Origin of the sequence: Pseudomonas paraversuta, from assembly GCF_904067025.1 — a bacterium.
GTDB lineage: Bacteria > Pseudomonadota > Gammaproteobacteria > Pseudomonadales > Pseudomonadaceae > Aquipseudomonas > Aquipseudomonas paraversuta.
Genome location: NZ_CAJFDA010000001.1, coordinates 4,729,805 through 4,747,581 on the forward strand (window position 1 = coordinate 4,729,805; position 17,777 = coordinate 4,747,581).

Below are 17,777 nucleotides of genomic sequence, written 5' to 3' on the forward strand. Positions count from 1 at the left end.
AACATGGAAGGGAATATGACTGACGGACTGAGTCATTCGGTAGGAGCGAGCGTGCTCGCGAGCCCTTTAAAAGCTCGCGAGCACGCTCGCTCCTGCGGGTCAGGCAGCGGTATTAATGGAACAACACCGCAGTCTTCTGCACTGTCACCCACACGCCCCACAGCAGCGGAATGCCCACTGCCAGCCAGGCAGCGATGACCAGCGGCAGACTGCCGGAGGCCGCTTTCCATTCCAGCGAGGTGCTGGCATCGGCTCCCTTGTCGTGCCCCAGCGCCTGTTCGGCCGCCAGTTGCGCGTCAGTCATGAAGTACTTGTCAGCCACCGGGCGTACCAGCAAGTTGCAGATAAAGCCCAGCACCAGCAGACCGGCGAGGATATACAGGGTGATGTCGTAGGCCGCCGCACGCTCGACGCCGATGCTGAGCTGGTACTCACGCAAATAGTTGACCAGCACCGGCCCCAGCACACCTGCCGCAGCCCACGCAGTCAACAGCCGACCGTGAATCGCCCCCACCATCTGCGTACCGAACAGATCCGCCAGGTAAGCCGGCACTGTGGCAAAGCCGCCGCCGTACATCGACAGGATGATGCAGAACGCGGCCACAAACAGTGACACGTTGCCCAGATGGCCCAGGTTCGGAATCAGCGCATACAAGGCAAAACCCAGGGCAAAGAACACAAAGTAGGTGTTTTTACGCCCCAGGTAATCGGAGAACGAAGCCCAGAAGAAGCGCCCGCCAATGTTGAACAGGCTCAACAGACCGGTAAAGCCGGCCGCAATCGCCGCGATTTGCGCCAGCTGCGCCGCATCCAGCTGGCTGAATGTCAGGTCATTACCCAGCAATTTGCCCGCGAACACTTCCTGCAACAACGGCGAAGCCATACCCAGAATGCCGATACCGGCAGACACGTTCAGGCACAGCACCAGCCACACCAGTGCAAACTGCGGGGTTTTCCAGGCAACACTCACATGTACATGGCGCTGGGTAATCATCGCATTGGCGGCTTTTTTCGCCGGCGCAGTCCAGCCCTCAGGCTTCCAGCCGGTAGGCGGCACGCGGTACGACAAGGCGCCACCAATCATGAACACGAAGTAAATCGCGGCCATGACTACAAAGCTCTGCCACACGCCCACGCCGTCCGGGCCGGCAAAATGGCCCATCAGCGCAGCGGCCAACGGCGCGCCCACCATGGCGCCACCGCCAAAACCCATGATCGCCATACCGGTCGCCATGCCGCGCTTGTCCGGGAACCACTTGATCAGCGTCGACACCGGCGAGATATAGCCCAGACCCAGACCGATACCGCCAATTACCCCCGAGCCCAGCCACATCAGCCAGATCTGGTGGGTATAAATGCCCAGTGCGGAAACCAGCAGGCCACCACACCAGCACAATGCCGAAACCACACCGGCCTTGCGCGGCCCGGCATGTTCAAGCCAGCCGCCCCATACAGCTGCCGAGCAGCCGAGGAAGATGAAAAACAGGGTGTAGATCCAGCCGAGCATGGAGATCGGCCAGTCACATTGCGAAGAGAACACCTGGGCGATAAAACTCATGTCCGGCGCACAAGCCACTGGCGCAGTCACGCCCAGGGCTTTGGACAGCGGCAGCCAGAACACGGAAAACCCGTAGGCCATGCCGATACACAAGTGAATGGCCAAGGCGGCCGGCGGAACCAGCCAGCGGTTGAAACCGGGCCTGGCGATGATGCGCTCCTTTGACAGGAACGCAGGCTTTGAGGCAAGACTGCCTTCAGCGGTGCTGGTACTCATTATTGTTTCCCCCATGGATGAAGTGCTCCCCGGACGCGCGGAACCCCCGACTTTGGTGCCCTGCAGCACGAGTCATTTTTTGTAGGATTCATTTCAAGGCGCGACAATGCGCCGCAGAAGGCCCGAAAAACAGCCGAAGATTACCACTTGAACACAGGAAAATGCCCACGCTTATGCCGTGTTTGCTCAGCGGACCGATCCGGCACTATCCACCCCCAGTCGGCCTGCCCGTGACGCTATACTCTGCGACCAACTTTAAAATTTCCCTTCACTCAGACTTACAAGGACTCGCCCATGAAAGCGTTCGGCAAAATCCTGGGTCTGGTGCTTCTCGGATTGTTGCTGATCATCGTGGCTCTGGGCTTTGCTCTGAGCCATCTGTTCGATCCCAACGACTATAAAGACGAGATCCGCCAGATAGCCCGCGACAAAGCCCACATTGAGCTCACGCTCAATGGCGACATCGGCTGGAGCCTCTTCCCCTGGCTCGGTCTGGAGCTGCACGACGCCAGCGTCGCCACCCTGGCGGCACCTGATAAACCTTTTGCCGACCTGCAAATGCTGGGTCTGTCAGTGCGCGTACTGCCACTGCTGCGCAAAGAAGTGCAGATGAGCGATGTGCGGGTCGAAGGCCTGAACCTGCGCCTGACCCGGGACAAGGACGGCCACGGCAACTGGCAGGACATCGGCAAGCCGGCACCTGCGGGCGTGAGTACCGAGACCCCGGTCGCCAGCACTGAAACCGTGAGCAAGCCGGACAGCGTCAGCCAGCCGCTGAAACTGGATATCGACAGCCTGACCGTGAACAACGCCCGGGTTGAGTACAACGATGAGCAAAACGGCCAGCAATTCAGCGCCGAAAGCATCCAGTTGAGTACCGGCCCGGTTCACGAAGCCACCAGCACCCCGGTCAAACTCACTGCGTTTCTGGGCACCAACAAGCCGGTGATGCGGGTCAAAACCGAAGTCGACGGCAAGCTGCGGTTTGACCGTGTGCTCAAGCGCTATCAGATCGAAGACCTGAAAGTGGTGGGCGAAGCCTCAGGCGAGCCGCTGCAAGGCAAGACCATGACCTTCGCTGCCCAAGGGCAGATACTGGTGGATCTGGCAGCCAACGTCGCCGAATGGAGCGGCCTGAAGATATCAGCCAACCAACTGCGCGCCCTGGGTGAACTCAAGGCCAATAATCTGGACAGCACGCCACAGATCAGCGGCGGCGTGTCGATTGCCCAGCTCAACCTGGCCACCTTCCTCGACAGCATCGGCCACACTCTGCCGCCAATGGCACCGGGTAGCCTGAGCAAAGTCGAACTGGTCAGCCGCCTCTCCGGCAGCCCCACCAGCCTGGCCTTCGACGAACTCAACCTGAAAGTCGATGACAGCAGCTTCACCGGCCGTATCGCCATTGAAGACTTCGCCAAACAAGCCCTGCGCATTCAGCTCAAAGGCGACACGTTCGACGCTGATCGCTACCTGCCGCCCAAATCGGCCGAGGCCAGCAGCGCCAGCGCCGCACGTAAAACAGAAGTGCAAGGCAACGAAGCCGGCGCATTGGCCGCATCAGGCGATACGCCATTGCCAGAGGCTCCAACCAAAAGCGGCTGGAGCACGACCAGGATCATTCCTGTCACGCGCCTCAAGACACTGGACCTGGATGCCGATCTCAGCTTTGGCCAGCTGACCGTAACGAAACTGCCGATCCAGAACGCAGCCCTCAAGGTCAGTAGCAAAGACGGCCTGCTCACTCTGCAGAACCTCAGCGGCAACCTCTACAAAGGCACGTTCGCCGCCAACGGCAGCCTCGATGTACGTCCGATGCTGCCACTGGCCAACCTGCAAACCCGGATCAACAACGTACCGGTGGAAAAAATCCTCCAGAGCCAGGGTCAAAAACCGCCGGTGACCGGCCTGTTGACCCTCAACAGCAACGTTACAGGCAGCGGCGACAACCAGAACGCACTGGTTCAAAGCCTCAACGGCACGGCAAGCTTTGTGCTCAACAACGGCGTGCTGCTCAACGCCAACCTTGAACAACAGCTGTGCAAAGGCATCTCCGTGCTTAATCGCAAAACCCTGAGCGGCACGCCACCGGGCAAAGACACTCCGTTCAAGGAACTCAAGGGCAGCCTGGTATTCCGTAACGGCGTGGCCAGCAACCCGGACATGATCGTGCGCATTCCCGGCATGAGCGTAAAAGGTGATGGCGACATCGACCTGCGCGTGCTGGGCATGGATTACCGCATCGGTATCACCATTGAAGGCGACACCCGCGCCATGCCGGACCCGGCGTGTCAGGTCGGCAAGAACTTTGTCGGCATCGAACTGCCATTGCGCTGTCGCGGTCCGCTGGAGCTGGGCGCCAAGGCCTGCCGTCTGGACAAGGAAGGCCTGGGCAAAGTCGCCGCCAAAGTGGCGGGCAATAAAATCAGCGAGAAGCTTGAAGAGAAACTCGGCGACAAGGTCAGCCCGGAACTCAAAAACGCCCTCAAGGGGCTGTTTAACCGATGAGAGACGAGCAATTTTCTGTGGCGGTACTGGACTGGTATGACCGCCACGGCCGCCACGACCTGCCCTGGCAACAGGGCATCACCCCATACCGGGTATGGGTCTCGGAAATCATGCTGCAGCAGACCCAGGTCAGCACTGTGCTCAACTACTTCGACCGGTTCATGGCCTCTCTGCCTACGGTCCAGGCCCTGGCCGCCGCCCCGGAAGACGAAGTGCTGCACCTGTGGACCGGGCTGGGCTACTACACCCGTGCGCGCAATTTGCAGAAGACCGCGAAAATCGTCGTCGCTGAATATGGCGGCGAATTCCCGCGGGATGTCGAAAAACTGGTGGAGCTGCCCGGCATTGGCCTGTCCACTGCCGGTGCGATCGCCAGCCTGAGCATGGGCCTGCGTGCACCGATCCTCGACGGCAACGTCAAGCGGGTGCTGGCGCGCTATACGGCGCAAGAGGGATATCCCGGCGAACCCAAGGTTGCCAAACAGCTGTGGGCCACCGCAGAGCGCTTCACTCCCCAGGACCGGGTCAACGCCTATACCCAGGCGATGATGGACATGGGCGCCACGCTTTGCACTCGCAGCAAGCCCAGCTGCCTGCTGTGCCCCCTCGAAAGCGGCTGTGAAGCGCACTTGCTGGGCCTGGAGACCCGCTACCCGATCCCCAAGCCACGCAAGACCATCCCGCAAAAACGCACCCTGATGCCAATGCTGGCCAATGCCCAGGGGGCGATTCTGCTGTACCGCCGCCCCTCAACCGGGCTGTGGGGCGGACTCTGGAGCCTGCCCGAACTGGATGACCTGAAAGACATCGAACATCTGGCACTGCAGCACGCCCTTACGCTGGGGCTGCAACAGGAACTGCCCGGCCTTACCCACACCTTTAGCCATTTCCAGCTGGCCATCGAACCCTGGCTGGTCCACGTCGAAGAGTCCGGCCATCACGTGGCCGAGGCCGACTGGCTCTGGTATAACCTCGCCACCCCGCCGCGCCTGGGCCTTGCCGCCCCGGTCAAGAAGCTGCTCAAACGCGCAGCCGAGCTATTGAATCCAGGAGAGTCGTCATGACCCGCACCATCATCTGCCGCAAGTACAAAGAAGAATTGCCCGCTCTTGAGCGCGCTCCGTTTCCGGGCGCCAAAGGCCAGGACATTTTCGATCACGTCTCGGCCAAGGCATGGGCAGACTGGCAAAAACACCAAACGCTGCTCATCAACGAGAAGCGTTTGAACATGATGAACGCCGAAGACCGAAAATATTTGCAGGGCGAAATGGATAAGTTCTTCAGCGGCGAGGAATACGCACAAGCTGAAGGCTATGTTCCGCCGACCGAATAATCCCCGGTTTTATTGGGTTTGGCCCGTAAGCGACGGTAATAGTTAAATATTTTTCAAAAAAGTGTTTGACGGATAATCGAAAAAGGCTTCTAATGCGCCCCGTTGCCCAGATAGCTCAGTCGGTAGAGCAGGGGATTGAAAATCCCCGTGTCGGCGGTTCGATTCCGTCTCTGGGCACCACATTCAGCATTGATGTGGTGTTCGCACCACCTCAAAGCAAACAAGAAACCCGCCTAGTGCGGGTTTTTTGTTGGGCGCGATTTATACCCGGTGGCGCCACCTCTCTTGGCGATTGCAAAGAGATGGGGTTCAATCCTCTCCTCAGCCTGCAAAGGACACACGTTCATGGCAACGCCAAAGAAACAGCAAAAGCACGCGCAGCGGGCCAAATCCAAAGCCAAACAGAACCGCGTCGGCAAACCGGCCAAAGCTTCGGCTGCGACCCTGATCGACAATCCGTTCGATGACGTAAAAATCGACCTCAGCACCTTCAACTTCCAGGACATCCTCGACAACGGCTTTGACCCGGCCGATTACGACGATCTGTTCCAGGTCATGAAGGCCGCCGAAGCCATCAGCCTGCAAACCATGTGCACGGTGTTCCTGCAATACCCGGTACTGGAGCTGGTGATCTCGGAAGAGGAAGAAGAACCGGCGACCGACTTCCTGATGGGCCTGCTGATCGAGTACCGGATTGCCATCCATGGCGACGATGAAGACAGTGCCGTGGCCTGGATCGAAACCCCGGCATTCCACAAAGCCTACGTCGAAGCTTCGCGCCTGCTGCAGGAACGCAGCACCCGGAGCGCCCACTGACAGCTGCCCTGCCCCGACCTGTCAGCCGGGCATTCACCGAGCCTGCTGCTGACGGTTACTTGCTGGGCGGTCTTGAATGGCGCCAGCCCGCGGCGGATGCCACGCGCGCCGTCGTCATCATCAACGCCGCCACCTCGGTGCGCTGCAGCTACTACGCGCGCTTTGCCGAGTATCTGTTCAGCCATGGCATGGACGTGATGCTGTTTGACTACCGCGGCATCGGGGCTTCGCGCACAGGATCACTGCGCGGCTTCAAGGCCTCGTGGTCGGACTGGGGATCGCTGGACTTTGAAGCCCTCCTCAAGCGCGCACAGCGCGAATGCCCGGGCCAGCCGATCGATGTGGTCGGTCACAGCTTTGGCGGCTGTGCAGTGGGCCTGGCGGCCTCAGGAGCGGTTATTCGCCACGTAGTGACAGTGGGGGCGCAATTTGCCTGCTGGCGCGACTATGCGCCGGCACAGCGCTGGCAGATGTTCGCCAAGTGGCACGGGGTCATGCCGCTGCTCACCCGGCTCTGCGGCTTTTTCCCCGGTACCCGCCTGGGCTGGCTCGAAGATACCCCGGCAGGTGTGGTGCGGGACTGGGTGACCTGCAGCACGCACTACGGACAACTCCCCAGCGCTCGCCAGCTTGCCACCCTGCCCTTTGCCTCAGTAAGCGCCAGAACCCTCGCCATCAGCCTTAGCGACGATCCGTTCGGCACCGTAGCGGCCATCGAGCGCCTGCTCAGCCATTTCAGCGCCAGCTCCCGCACACATTTGCGCATCAGCCCCGAAGATATCGGTGTAACAGAGATCGGCCATTTCGCGTATTTCCATAGCCGATTCCAGGACAGCCTGTGGCCGATTGCCCTGCAATGGTTACAGGCCGGAGAGTTGGCGGACGATGTACCCGGCGCCATACACCCGCCCCTCCGGACGCAAAAAAACCTGTAGGAGCGAGCTGTTGGCTGATTGAAAAGCTCGCGAGGCAAGCTCGCTCCTACAGCGCCAGCCCCCGCACACATTTGCGCATCAGCCCCGAAGATATCGGCAATGGTTACAGGCCGGAGAGTTGGCGAACGATGTACCCGGCGCCATACACCCGCCCCTCCGGACGCAAAAAAACCTGTAGGAGCGAGCTTGCTCGCGAGCTGTTGGCGGACTGAAAAGCTCGCGAGGCAAGCTCGCTCCTACAGCGCCAGCCCCCGCACACATTTGCGCATCAGCCCCGAAGATATCGGTAATGGTTACAGACAGGAGAGCTGGCGGACGATGTACCCGGCTCCATACACCACCCCTCCGGACGCAAAAAAACCTGTAGGAGCGAGCTTGCCTCGCGAGCTGTTGGCGGATTGAAAAGCTCGCGCCTACAGAGGGCTGCCTCCCAATCGCACGGCCAGTGCCGCCAAAGTGATCAAGAGCACCGGTAACGTCAGCACGATCCCGACCTTGAAGTAGTAACCCCAGCTAATGCGGATCCCCTTGCGCGCCAGTACGTGCAGCCACAAAAGAGTGGCCAGACTGCCGATCGGGGTGATTTTTGGCCCCAGGTCGCTGCCGATCACGTTGGCGTAGATCATGGCGTCCCTGATCACCCCGCTAGCGTTGCTGGCGTCAATGGACAGGGCTCCGATCAGTACGGTTGGCAGGTTGTTCATCACCGATGACAGCAACGCTGCCAGCAGCCCCGTCCCCAGGGTCGCGCCCCACACACCGTAGCGGGCGAAGCCGTCGAGCCAGCCCGCGAGGTAATCGGTGAGCCCGGCGTTACGCAGGCCGTAGACCACCAGGTACATGCCCAGGGAAAAAATCACGATTTGCCAGGGGGCTTCCCTGAGCACTTTGCGGGTGGAGATTTTGTGCCCGCGGGCCGCGATGCCCAGCAACAAAGCCGCGCACAGGGCCGAGATGGCACTGATGGGAATCCCCAGCGGTTCCAGGGCGAAACAGCCCGCCAACAGGATCCCCAGTACCCACCAGCCCGCCACGAAGGTGGCTTTGTCATTGATGGCACTGGCCGGATCAGCCAGCTGCGCAGGGTCGTAGGCGGCGGGAATGTCGCGCCGGAAATACCACAGCAGCATGCCCAGCGTGGCAGCCACGCTCACCAGGTTGACCGGCACCATCACCGCGGCGTACTGGTTGAAGCCGATTTTGAAGTAATCCGCCGAGACGATATTGACCAGGTTCGACACCACCAGCGGCAAGCTCGCGGTGTCGGCAATGAAGCCGGCCCCCATCACAAATGCCAGGGTCGCCGCCGGTGAAAATCGCAGCGCCAACAACATGGCGACCACGATCGGGGTGAGGATCAGCGCCGCGCCGTCGTTGGCAAACAATGCCGAAACCAGGGCCCCAAGCAACACCATGCAAGCGAACAAGCCTTTACCGCGGCCCCTGCCCCAGCGCGCCACATGCAAGGCCGCCCAGGCAAAGAACCCGGCTTCATCGAGCAACAGGCTGATGATGATCAGCGCCACGAAAGTGCCCGTGGCATTCCAGATGATCGCCCATACAACAGGCACATCGCCCGACTGCACCACACCAAAGATCAGGGCCAGCAACGCACCCAGGGAAGCGCTCCAGCCCACCCCGAGCCCTCGGGGCTGCCAGATGACCAGCACAATCGTGAACACAAAAATTGCAACTGCAGCCAACATAAAACTCTCCCGACCCGGCTTAGCAGCAGCGGTTGCGTTGAGGGCGATCGCCCATGGCTGCAAGGCGCAGCATATCGTCGCGCAGCCATTGGCCGTTGGCGTTCAGGGTGGTGTCGAGAACCGCCACGACCCACTGCGGCAGCGCCGGATTCAGCCGGTAATAAACCCACTGGCCCTGACGCCGGTCCAGCAGCAGCCCGCTGCTGCGCAATTGCGCCAGATGCCTTGAGATTTTGGGCTGGCTGTCATTCAGCGCGCACATCAGCTCACACACGCACAGCTCACCTTCTTGCACGATGAGCAGCGCCGAGCGCATGCGGGTGGCATCAGCCAGACATTTAAAAATCGCCGGAGGGGAAAAATCGTCCGTCATCTCGCATCGCCTTGCATATGGGAATCCGAATATATGAATTTCCATATGTAATAACAACCAGGATAAACCGCCCAGGTCAGTTGCGGGTGCTGCATCCTTCAGGCTTATTCACTCGGGTTTTGGATGCAGGGTTGTTGCCCAGCTTGTTGTCCGGCCGACGCGGCCGCACCACCAACTCGCCGCCGCAGTTAGGACAAAGCCCGCCCAGCTTTTGCTCCGAACAGGAGGCGCAAAACGTGCATTCGAATGAACAGATCCGCGCAAGGGACGAATCAGGCGGAAGGTCACAATCACAGCATTCGCAATTGGGGCGTAATTCGAGCATGAGCACCTCGGCTGGACGAAAACATTCGTTGTTGCAGTTAAGACGCTTCCAACAAAAAGCCAATCGTTAATTTGCGCGTAAAAATGCCGGAGCTGTGCGTGAGATCAAAACCTTCTATCTGAATGAATGGCACTTTTTGATTTTCACGCCTTCATATCTTGATCAGCGCTCCTTTCAAAGCGTACACAGAGAGCCCCGTCACACGGCATGCCATACGAATCCAGCTCCCCGCCAACGCCTTCGGTTTTGCACGAGCTCCGCTCCGGCACCCAGACCCTGCATGTCGCGCTTGAGAAGCGCCTGCCGTTTTTCTCGGACAGCCTTGACCTGCAACGTTACACACGCTTGCTGGCGGCCTATTACGGGTTCTATCAGGCCATGGAGAGCAGGCTTGCAAACAGCCCATTGATCCCGCCGGGCTTTGACCTGCACGCACGCCTCAAGACTCAGGCCCTGGAGCAAGATCTGCAGGCCCTGGGCATCAATCCCGGGACACTCTCGCTGTGCCCGACCCTGCCGCAGTTGAACAGCGAAGCCAGTGTGCTTGGTGTTTTATATGTGCTTGAGGGTGCCACGCTGGGCGGCAATATCTTGCGCAAACAAATATCCGAGCGCCTGGGGCTGCAAGCCCATGACGGTGGCGCCTTTCTCTATGTATATGGCGAAGCCACCGGCCGCAACTGGAAATCGTTCCTGGAGTTTCTCTGCGCAATGCCGCTGGACGCCGGGGCACGCGCCGAGGCCGTCAAGGCGGCCTGTTTTACTTTCAGCTGTTTCGAGCAATGGTTAGAACGTCAGGAGGTGTTGTTATGAACCCACTGGATACTGAAGCTTTTGAAGTCTTGCTGGCCAACTGCGCTGACGAGCCCATTCGTTTTCCGGGGGCCATTCAGCCCCACGGTATTTTGGTGACCCTCTGCGGTCCCGAGCTGCTCATCCAGCAGGTCAGTGCCAATGTCGAGACGCTGTTCGGCATGCTGCCTGCAGCCCTGTTGAATCAACCGCTGTCGATGCTGACCGGCCCGCAGGCAGCCGCCGCGGTGCAACAAGCCAGCCACTTCGTCGAGCAAATCGATATGCCGCCACTGGAGCTGAATCTGCAGGGGCTGACCTGGGAGGGCTTGTTACACCGCAGCAACGGCACCCTGATTCTGGAACTTGAGTTAAAGCCCGATGAAACCGAGCTCAACAGCACGATGGCCAAAGTGCGCAACCTGAGCCGCGTACTGCAACGCCTGCAGGCGGCCAGGACACTGCCCGCGCTGTACGAAATCTGCGTCAGCGAGATTCAGGCGCTGACCGGGTATGACCGGGTACTGATTTACCACTTCCATGAAGAGGGTCACGGCCAGGTCATCGCCGAAGCCTCAGCCCCTGCGATGGAGCTGTTCAACGGCATGTTCTTTCCGGCCTCGGACATCCCGGTGCAGGCGCGCGAGCTGTATCGCACCCATTGGCTGCGCATCATTCCCGACGCGGCCTATGAGCCGGTACAGCTGGTCCCCAAACTGCGCCCAGACACGGGGCAAGCCCTGGACCTCAGCGGAGCGGCCTTGCGCAGCGTGTCGCCGATCCACTGCCAATACATGCAGAACATGGGCGTACTGTCTTCGATGAGTATCTCCCTGATGGATGGCGAACGGCTCTGGGGCCTGATCAGTTGCGGTCATCGCACCCCCCTGCATGTGCCGCACGAGCTGCGCATGGCGTGCCAGACTATTGGCCAGGTCCTGTCCTTACAGATCAGTGCCTTGCAAACCCTGGAAATCAGCCGCCAGCGAGAAGCAAAAATAGACGCTCTGGTGCACCTGAACAGCGCCATGGAGCAAGGCCCGGAAAATGTGTTCGACGGTCTGGCACTGGAGCCACGGTTGTTGATGGAACTGACCCGGGCCAGCGGTGTAGCCATCATCGAAGACAAAGTGCTGCACCGTTATGGCCAATGCCCGCACCCCGAACAAATCCGTGATCTGTACCGATGGTTCAAGCATCCGGCGACCCTGTATTTTCCACCCACAGCCTGTCGACGGTTTATGCCCCGGCCACCGAGTACAAGGACGTCGCCAGCGGCCTGTTGGCCATGTGCCTGCCCAAGCCTGTGGACAATGCCGTGCTGTGGTTTCGCAGCGAGATCAAAGAAAGCATCCCGTGGAGTGGCGACCCGAATAAACCTCTGAACCTGGAACACAGCGCTACCGGTTTGCGACTGAGCCCGCGCACCTCGTTCGAGCTGTGGAAAGTCGAGGTGGACGGTATCTGCGAAAAATGGAGCCACGGCGATTTGTTCGCCGCCAACGACCTGCGTCGCTCGGCACTGGAAAATGACCTGAGCCGTCAGGTTCTGCGCGAGCAGCAGGCAGTACGGGCGCGGGATGAGTTGGTGGCGGTGGTGTCACACGACTTGCGCAACCCCATGACCATCATCTCCATGCTGTGCGGGATGATGCAGAAAACCTTCAGCAGTGACGGCTCCCATGCTTCACGGCGCATCACAACCGCCATCGACACCATGCAACAGGCCACCAGCCGCATGAACATCCTGCTCGAAGATTTGCTCGATACGTCCAAGATAGAAGCCGGGCGCTACACGATCTCCCCCCAGTCACTGGACGTGACCCAGATCTTTGAAGAAGCGCTGTCGTTGCTGACGCCATTGGCCACCGACAAGGGGCTCGAGCTGACCTTCCACTCAGAGCCCGATCTGAAAATCCATGCCGACCCCGAGCGTCTGTTCCAGGTGCTGTCGAACTTGATCAGCAACGCGATCAAGTTCACCCCTGCTCAAGGCACCATCAAAGTGGCCGCCATAACCAGCGGAGACGACATTGTGTTCAGCGTACGCGACTCCGGCAAAGGCATCCCGGCCGAGCAACTGCCGCACATCTTTGAACGCTACTGGACGGCGAAGGAAGGAAATACCTCTGGCACTGGCCTTGGGCTGTACATCTCTCAAGGGATCATCAAGGCCCACGGCGGCCTGTTGAGTGCACAAAGCACCCTGGGCCAAGGCAGTGAATTCCGCTTTACCGTGCGCCGCGTAGAGCCTGTCGAAGGCAGCCAGCTCCCACAAGAGCTGGCCTGACATCACCTGACCTTAGCTGAACGCGTTGATAAACCAGGTGATCATGGGGATGGCCACAATGTCGATCAGCACTGCGCCGCATAACGGCACGATGATGAAGGCCTTGTAGGAGAACACTTTGTAGTGGTCACAGATGGCACCCATGTTGGCCACGGCATTGGGTGTCGCTCCCAGACCGTGCCCCATGAAGCCTGCACACAGGACTGCGGCGTCGTAGTTGCGGCCAAACAGGCGGAACAGGACGAACACGCAGAGCAGGATCATGATCACCACTTGCACCACCAGGATCACCAGCAGCGGCAACCCCAGCTTCTCCAGTTCCCAGAACTTGAGACTCATCATGGCCATGGTCAGGAACATGCCCAGGCTCACGTCGCCAATGGTGCTCACGGCATGATCGGGCATCTCTACAGCCTGGGTGCGGTCATTGATATTGCGCAGAATGATGGCCACGAACATCGCGCCCACATAGCTCGGCAGTACGATGCCCAAATGCTGCTGCAAGCTGCCGCCCAGCCAGAAGCCCAGGACCATGATCACCACGATGCAGGTCAGCAACCGCAGCAAGGTCGCAGCATCCAGAGCCGCCGGCGGGGTGTGGACCACTTCTTCGAAAGCCTTGAGGTTGCCCACTTCCTCCGCCTTGACCGTCAATTTGTTGCGCTCGATCAACCAGCGCGCCAGCGGACTGCCCAGCAAACCGCCGGCCACCATGCCGAAGGTCGCGGCCGCCAGAGCGGCAGTGGTCGCGCCTACCGCACCGAGGTTCTCGGCAATCGGGCCGAACGCGGCCGCGGCACCGAAACCACCTTCCAGCGACACCGCACCGGCCATGATCCCCAGCAACGGGTCGATACCCAGCAGCTTGGCCACGCTGACACCCACCACGTTTTGCACCAGGGCCAGGCCCCAGCACGCACCCAGGTAGATAAACAGCAACTTGCCGCCCTTGCGCAGCAGCCCCAGGCTGCCCCCCAGGCCGACGGTGGTGAAAAACGCCACCATCAACGGCGTTTGCAGGCTGGTATCGAGGGTCAGGTCGAGCAGTTGCCGATCACGTAACAGCCAGATCACCAAGGCAAAACCAAAGCCGCCAATCACCGGTGCCGGAACACAGAGTTGGCGCAGCCAGTAGCTGCGTTTTTTCAATTGGGCACCCAGGCCCAGCAGGAGCAGCGCGAGAGCAAGGGTGCTCAACGCATCCAGTTCGAATGTCAGCATGGCGAATTTCTCTTTTTCTTATGATTCAACAAGCGGTTTCAGGGATATACGGAAAAACTCAATCAATCAGGCTGGCGAGCAGACGCGCGCCGATACGGGCGGTTCGGTTATCGGTGTCCAGGCTCGGATTGAGCTCGGCAATGTCGGCCATGCGCAATTTGCCGCTGGCTTTGGCATGGCGTACCAGATGCTCGACGATCTGCATGTCCACCCCATGGGCAGACGGCGCGCTGACCCCGGGCGCCTGGCTGGCGGGCAAAACGTCAAGACAGATGGTCATGTAGAGGTGGTCGACCTCTTGCAAAAATTCGTCGATCAGGGCTTCGCAGGCAGAGATGTCCCAGCTGTTCATCTGCCGGTCGAGGCGGTAACGCACCTTCAGTTGCTCGGCCTGTTCAAACAGCGCAGCGGTGTTATTCAGCTGGCTGACGCCCAGGCAACAGTAGGTAAAGGGCATGTCGGCACGCTGGCAATACTCGGCAATCTGCCGGAAAGGAGTGCCCGAGCTGCTTTGCCCGGCATGCCGCAAATCAAAGTGGGCATCGAAGTTCAGAACCCCGATCCGCGCCTGCGGACTGCGCTGACGCAAGTGATCGGCCAGACCGCTGAAGCTGGCAAAGGCGATTTCATGGCCGCCACCCAACCCCAACGGCAAGTGCCCCTGGTCGAGCAGGAAGCTGACGTGGGAGGCGTAGATCTGCTGTGCGCCTTCAAGGTCGCTGTCGGTACAGCCCACATCGCCCGCGTCATACAGCGGTGCCTGGCCGTGCCAGGCCAGATTGGCCAGGGCCTTGCGCAAGGCCGGCGGCCCCAGGCGGGCACCGGTGCGGCCTTGATTGCGCTTGACCCCTTCATCGCAGGCCAGTCCGATCAGTGCCGCGCCCGCAGGCTGGCTCCGGGCAAAGGGCTTGACCCATTGATGCCAGCGCAGTGCGCCCTGCCCTTCGGCAGCGTCTACGCGGCCTGTCCACACCTGCATCTCGGGAACCATGGTCATGCTTGAAACTCCAGTCAAATTCAGTCGAGCCGGGCGCTCAGGCGCAGCGCTACATCCTGGGTCCAGCGGATCAGGCGTTCACTGCGGTGTTGTGCCCGGATGGCCGGGGCCATGAGGCTGATAGCACCCAGCAGGCGATTGCGGCTGTCGACCACCGGCGCACTGACGCCCCAGATGCCGTCGTCAATTTCACTCAGGCTCACGGCATAGCCGGTCGCGCGAATCTCGGCAAAATTGCGCTGATAAGTGGCGATTTCTTCACTTTCGATGCCCTGCGCCTGAAGAATCGGCAGGCTTTGTGCCTCATCCATGTACGCCAGTAACACCCGTGCCGAAGCACCGACCAACAGCGGCTGGGCCAGCCCTTTCTGGTAACAGCAGCGCAGCGGTTGCGGGCTGTCGACCAGCTCGATGCAAATCGCCTGGCCATTACTCGGCACCATCAATGCCACGCTTTCCTGGCTCTGTTCGGCCAGGCGCTTGAGTTCAGCCTTGGCCAGCGTCACCAGCAAGGCTTCGCGATCGAACTTCTTGGCCAGCTGCAAACAGGCAGGCCCCGGCAAATAGCGGCCCTGACCGTTTTCTTCGGCCAGGCCCCAGCGCAACAGGGTCTTGAGGTGTCGATAGGTGCTGCTGAGCGGCTGTGACAGCTGCTCGGACAGTTCTTTGGCGGAGATCGCCTCGCCGGATTGCCCCAGGGTGACGAGGATCTGCAGCAAACGATCAGTGGGCGTGTTGTAGTTCATATCGGCCTCATGCTCTTGCGGGCATGGTGCACGGAGTTTCCCATTAGCTGAAACTTGATTCCCACTGAGTGGGAAAAATCCGCCAGATAACGATCAGCGGTAAGCAATTCACCTGCTTGCGCCCACAAAAAAGGCCGCCATCCTGAGGGATGGCGGCCCGCTGTACTGAAGGTGGAACGCCGTCCTGGCGTCAGTTCAGTACGGGTGCCCCCAACTTCTCGATACGTCGGCGACGTGCCACCAACAGGCCCGCCACTACCACCAGAATGCTCAGCAAACCGGTGGCCATGATTTCAACTCGATGCGCTTCCTGGAACAGCATGATGGTCAGGATGGCGACGATAAACACGATGACCGCCCAGGTCAGGCCCGGGAACAGCCACATTTTGAAGGAGATGGTCTCACCCTGCGCCGTACGTTTCTGACGCATGCGCAGTTGCGAGATGGCAATCACCAGGTACACCAGCAGCGCAATGGCGCCGGAGCTGGCCAGCAGGAACTCGAACACGGCTGCCGGTGCGACATAGTTGGCAAACACGGCCAGGAAGGCTGCACCGGTAGACATCATCACCGCCCAGTAAGGGGTGCCGCTGGCGTTGGTACGCTTGGCAGCCGCCGGCGCATCACCGCGTTTGCTCAGGGAGTAGAGCATGCGCGACGAGGTGTAGAGGGCCGAGTTCAGGCAGCTGGTAACTGCGATCAGAACCACGATATCGACGATCAGCTTGGCATTCGGAATGCCCATGCGATCAAGCACGGTCTGATAGGAGCCGAACTGGGCCAGGCCCGGATCGTTCCACGGCACCAGTGCCACAACGATGAAGATCGACACCAGGTAGAACAAGCCGATACGCCAGATCACCGAGTTGGTGGCCTTGGTGATCTGCTTGCTCGGGTCTTTGGATTCAGCCGCCGCGATGGTCACGATTTCCGTGCCCATGAACGAGAACATGGTGGTCAGCATGGCGGCCAGCACAGCGCCCATGCCGTTGGGCATAAAGCCCATATTGTCCACCAGATGCGAAACGCCGCTGACCTGACTGTTTGGCAGCAGGCCGAAAATCGCCATTAGCCCCAAAATGATGAAGCCGATAATCGCCAGCACTTTGACCAGCGCAAACCAGAACTCGAATTCGCCGTAGTTCTTGACGCTGAACAGGTTGGTCGCGGTCAGCAACAGAGTGATGACCAGGGTAAATACCCAGATCTCCGTGCCGGGGAACCACGCATGCAGGATGGTGCCGGCGGCGACGGCTTCCAGCGGGATGACCAGCACCCAGAACCACCAGTACAGCCAGCCAATGGTGAAGCCGGCCCAATGCCCGATGGCACGGTCGGCGTAGGTGGAGAACGAACCGGTGTCAGGGGATGCGACGGCCATTTCGGCCAGCATGCGCATCACCAGCACCACCAACGTACCCGCTGCGGCGTATGCCAGCAGCACTGCAGGACCCGCCTGTGCAATCGCGTGTCCGGAGCCGACAAACAGACCGGCACCGATGACCCCGGCAATCGACAGCATGGTCACATGCCGTGGTTTGAGCCCTTGCTCCAGGCCGTTAGGAGTTTGCGTATTGCTCATTGGGACTACCTTTGCAGTGAAAGCCATTCCGAGCGCCGCGCCTGCTTACCTTCTCGTAAAAAGTAACCAACGGGGCGTTTAGAATTATTTACGCAATAAATGAGCCAAAATGTGACAAGTGCACGGTTTGCGCGGGCTGCATCGATTCATCTCTGGCGTTGCAACCCGTTGAGAGTAATGGCTTTTTGCCAAAGCGTTACCGTAACACTCAGTCACAGGCACCAAAACGCACCAAAAATACTCAAAACTGCCCGTATGGCCCAAAAGCGGTGCGCATCTGTGCCCTTTAGTAGGTTCACGCTTCCAACACAGGGCCAAAGCTGGCAACATCGCGACCTTTTTTAAGCGACACCTGTCTGGCCGAGCGGCAAATTACAGG

At 59.9% G+C, this 17,777-nt stretch carries 14 protein-coding genes, 1 tRNA gene and 1 pseudogene; 8 read left to right on the top strand and 8 right to left on the bottom strand.

Features of this window, described 5'->3' with window-relative positions; all coding sequences use genetic code 11:
- Positions 1-112: 112 nt before the first annotated feature.
- On the bottom strand, positions 113-1,774 hold the full coding sequence (locus JQ848_RS21380; protein WP_003438560.1) for an OFA family MFS transporter: 1,662 nt from the start codon (positions 1,772-1,774) through the stop codon (positions 113-115).
- Positions 1,775-2,068: 294 nt separating this feature from the next.
- On the opposite strand from JQ848_RS21380, the gene JQ848_RS21385 reads away from it, so the two are divergent.
- The 6 genes from JQ848_RS21385 (at position 2,069) to JQ848_RS21410 (ending at position 7,366) form a co-directional block, all read left to right on the top strand.
- Positions 2,069-4,282 (top strand): AsmA family protein, encoded by a 2,214-nt coding sequence (locus JQ848_RS21385; protein WP_003438559.1) that lies wholly within the window; start codon positions 2,069-2,071, stop codon positions 4,280-4,282.
- Positions 4,279-5,346: an A/G-specific adenine glycosylase gene (gene mutY, locus JQ848_RS21390; RefSeq protein ID WP_003438558.1), complete on the top strand. Its 1,068-nt coding sequence runs from the start codon at positions 4,279-4,281 to the stop codon at positions 5,344-5,346. The genes JQ848_RS21385 and mutY overlap by 4 nt, the downstream gene beginning before the upstream one ends.
- Positions 5,343-5,615, top strand: coding sequence for an oxidative damage protection protein (locus JQ848_RS21395; protein WP_003438557.1), 273 nt, complete (start codon positions 5,343-5,345; stop codon positions 5,613-5,615). The genes mutY and JQ848_RS21395 overlap by 4 nt, the downstream gene beginning before the upstream one ends.
- 104 nt (positions 5,616-5,719) lie before the next feature.
- Positions 5,720-5,795: transfer RNA gene (locus JQ848_RS21400), tRNA-Phe, on the top strand.
- Positions 5,796-5,960: 165 nt separating this feature from the next.
- Positions 5,961-6,431: a hypothetical protein gene (locus JQ848_RS21405; protein ID WP_161720299.1), complete on the top strand. Its 471-nt coding sequence runs from the start codon at positions 5,961-5,963 to the stop codon at positions 6,429-6,431.
- Positions 6,432-6,439: 8 nt separating this feature from the next.
- Positions 6,440-7,366 carry an alpha/beta hydrolase family protein gene (locus tag JQ848_RS21410; RefSeq protein ID WP_408003745.1) on the top strand — a complete coding sequence of 309 codons (927 nt, stop codon included), beginning with the start codon at positions 6,440-6,442 and terminating at the stop codon, positions 7,364-7,366.
- A gap of 413 nt (positions 7,367-7,779) precedes the next feature.
- On the opposite strand, the gene JQ848_RS21415 is transcribed toward JQ848_RS21410, so the two are convergent.
- The 3 genes from JQ848_RS21415 to JQ848_RS21425 all read right to left on the bottom strand — a co-directional run bounded on the left by JQ848_RS21415 (position 7,780) and on the right by JQ848_RS21425 (position 9,770).
- Complete coding sequence (locus JQ848_RS21415) at positions 7,780-9,072, bottom strand: arsenic transporter (RefSeq protein ID WP_202211139.1); 1,293 nt, start codon at positions 9,070-9,072, stop codon at positions 7,780-7,782.
- Between the two features lie 19 nt (positions 9,073-9,091).
- Positions 9,092-9,445, bottom strand: a complete 354-nt coding sequence (locus JQ848_RS21420; protein WP_003438539.1) for a metalloregulator ArsR/SmtB family transcription factor — start codon at positions 9,443-9,445, stop codon at positions 9,092-9,094.
- Between the two features lie 76 nt (positions 9,446-9,521).
- Complete coding sequence (locus tag JQ848_RS21425) at positions 9,522-9,770, bottom strand: DUF1272 domain-containing protein (protein ID WP_003438536.1); 249 nt, start codon at positions 9,768-9,770, stop codon at positions 9,522-9,524.
- Between the two features lie 207 nt (positions 9,771-9,977).
- Here JQ848_RS21425 and JQ848_RS21430 point away from each other — a divergent pair, with 207 nt between their 5' ends.
- Positions 9,978-10,583, top strand: coding sequence for a biliverdin-producing heme oxygenase (locus JQ848_RS21430; RefSeq protein ID WP_127195687.1), 606 nt, complete (start codon positions 9,978-9,980; stop codon positions 10,581-10,583).
- Positions 10,580-12,852: pseudogene (locus JQ848_RS21435) on the top strand (ATP-binding protein). The gene JQ848_RS21430 and the pseudogene JQ848_RS21435 overlap by 4 nt, the downstream one beginning before the upstream one ends.
- Before the next feature lie 12 nt (positions 12,853-12,864).
- On the opposite strand, the gene gltS reads toward JQ848_RS21435, so the two are convergent.
- The 4 genes from gltS to gabP form a co-directional block, all read right to left on the bottom strand.
- Positions 12,865-14,073: a sodium/glutamate symporter gene (gltS, locus tag JQ848_RS21440; protein WP_003438528.1), complete on the bottom strand. Its 1,209-nt coding sequence runs from the start codon at positions 14,071-14,073 to the stop codon at positions 12,865-12,867.
- Positions 14,074-14,131: 58 nt separating this feature from the next.
- Positions 14,132-15,070, bottom strand: a complete 939-nt coding sequence (hutG, locus tag JQ848_RS21445) for a formimidoylglutamase (RefSeq protein WP_127195685.1) — start codon at positions 15,068-15,070, stop codon at positions 14,132-14,134.
- Positions 15,071-15,090: 20 nt separating this feature from the next.
- Complete coding sequence (locus tag JQ848_RS21450; RefSeq protein ID WP_202211141.1) at positions 15,091-15,816, bottom strand: IclR family transcriptional regulator; 726 nt, start codon at positions 15,814-15,816, stop codon at positions 15,091-15,093.
- A 190-nt stretch (positions 15,817-16,006) separates the two neighbouring features.
- Positions 16,007-17,398, bottom strand: a complete 1,392-nt coding sequence (gene gabP, locus JQ848_RS21455; RefSeq protein WP_010656840.1) for a GABA permease — start codon at positions 17,396-17,398, stop codon at positions 16,007-16,009.
- Between the last annotated feature and the right edge of the window lie 379 nt (positions 17,399-17,777).

Coding starts and splice junctions, on each gene's coding strand:
- JQ848_RS21380 (WP_003438560.1), bottom strand. CDS start 1,774: ATGAGTACCAGCACCGCTGAAGGCAGTCTTGCCTCAAAGCCTGCGTTC.
- JQ848_RS21385 (WP_003438559.1), top strand. CDS start 2,069: ATGAAAGCGTTCGGCAAAATCCTGGGTCTGGTGCTTCTCGGATTGTTG.
- mutY (WP_003438558.1), top strand. CDS start 4,279: ATGAGAGACGAGCAATTTTCTGTGGCGGTACTGGACTGGTATGACCGC.
- JQ848_RS21395 (WP_003438557.1), top strand. CDS start 5,343: ATGACCCGCACCATCATCTGCCGCAAGTACAAAGAAGAATTGCCCGCT.
- JQ848_RS21405 (WP_161720299.1), top strand. CDS start 5,961: ATGGCAACGCCAAAGAAACAGCAAAAGCACGCGCAGCGGGCCAAATCC.
- JQ848_RS21415 (WP_202211139.1), bottom strand. CDS start 9,072: ATGTTGGCTGCAGTTGCAATTTTTGTGTTCACGATTGTGCTGGTCATC.
- JQ848_RS21420 (WP_003438539.1), bottom strand. CDS start 9,445: ATGACGGACGATTTTTCCCCTCCGGCGATTTTTAAATGTCTGGCTGAT.
- JQ848_RS21425 (WP_003438536.1), bottom strand. CDS start 9,770: ATGCTCGAATTACGCCCCAATTGCGAATGCTGTGATTGTGACCTTCCG.
- JQ848_RS21430 (WP_127195687.1), top strand. CDS start 9,978: ATGCCATACGAATCCAGCTCCCCGCCAACGCCTTCGGTTTTGCACGAG.
- gltS (WP_003438528.1), bottom strand. CDS start 14,073: ATGCTGACATTCGAACTGGATGCGTTGAGCACCCTTGCTCTCGCGCTG.
- hutG (WP_127195685.1), bottom strand. CDS start 15,070: ATGACCATGGTTCCCGAGATGCAGGTGTGGACAGGCCGCGTAGACGCT.
- JQ848_RS21450 (WP_202211141.1), bottom strand. CDS start 15,816: ATGAACTACAACACGCCCACTGATCGTTTGCTGCAGATCCTCGTCACC.
- gabP (WP_010656840.1), bottom strand. CDS start 17,398: ATGAGCAATACGCAAACTCCTAACGGCCTGGAGCAAGGGCTCAAACCA.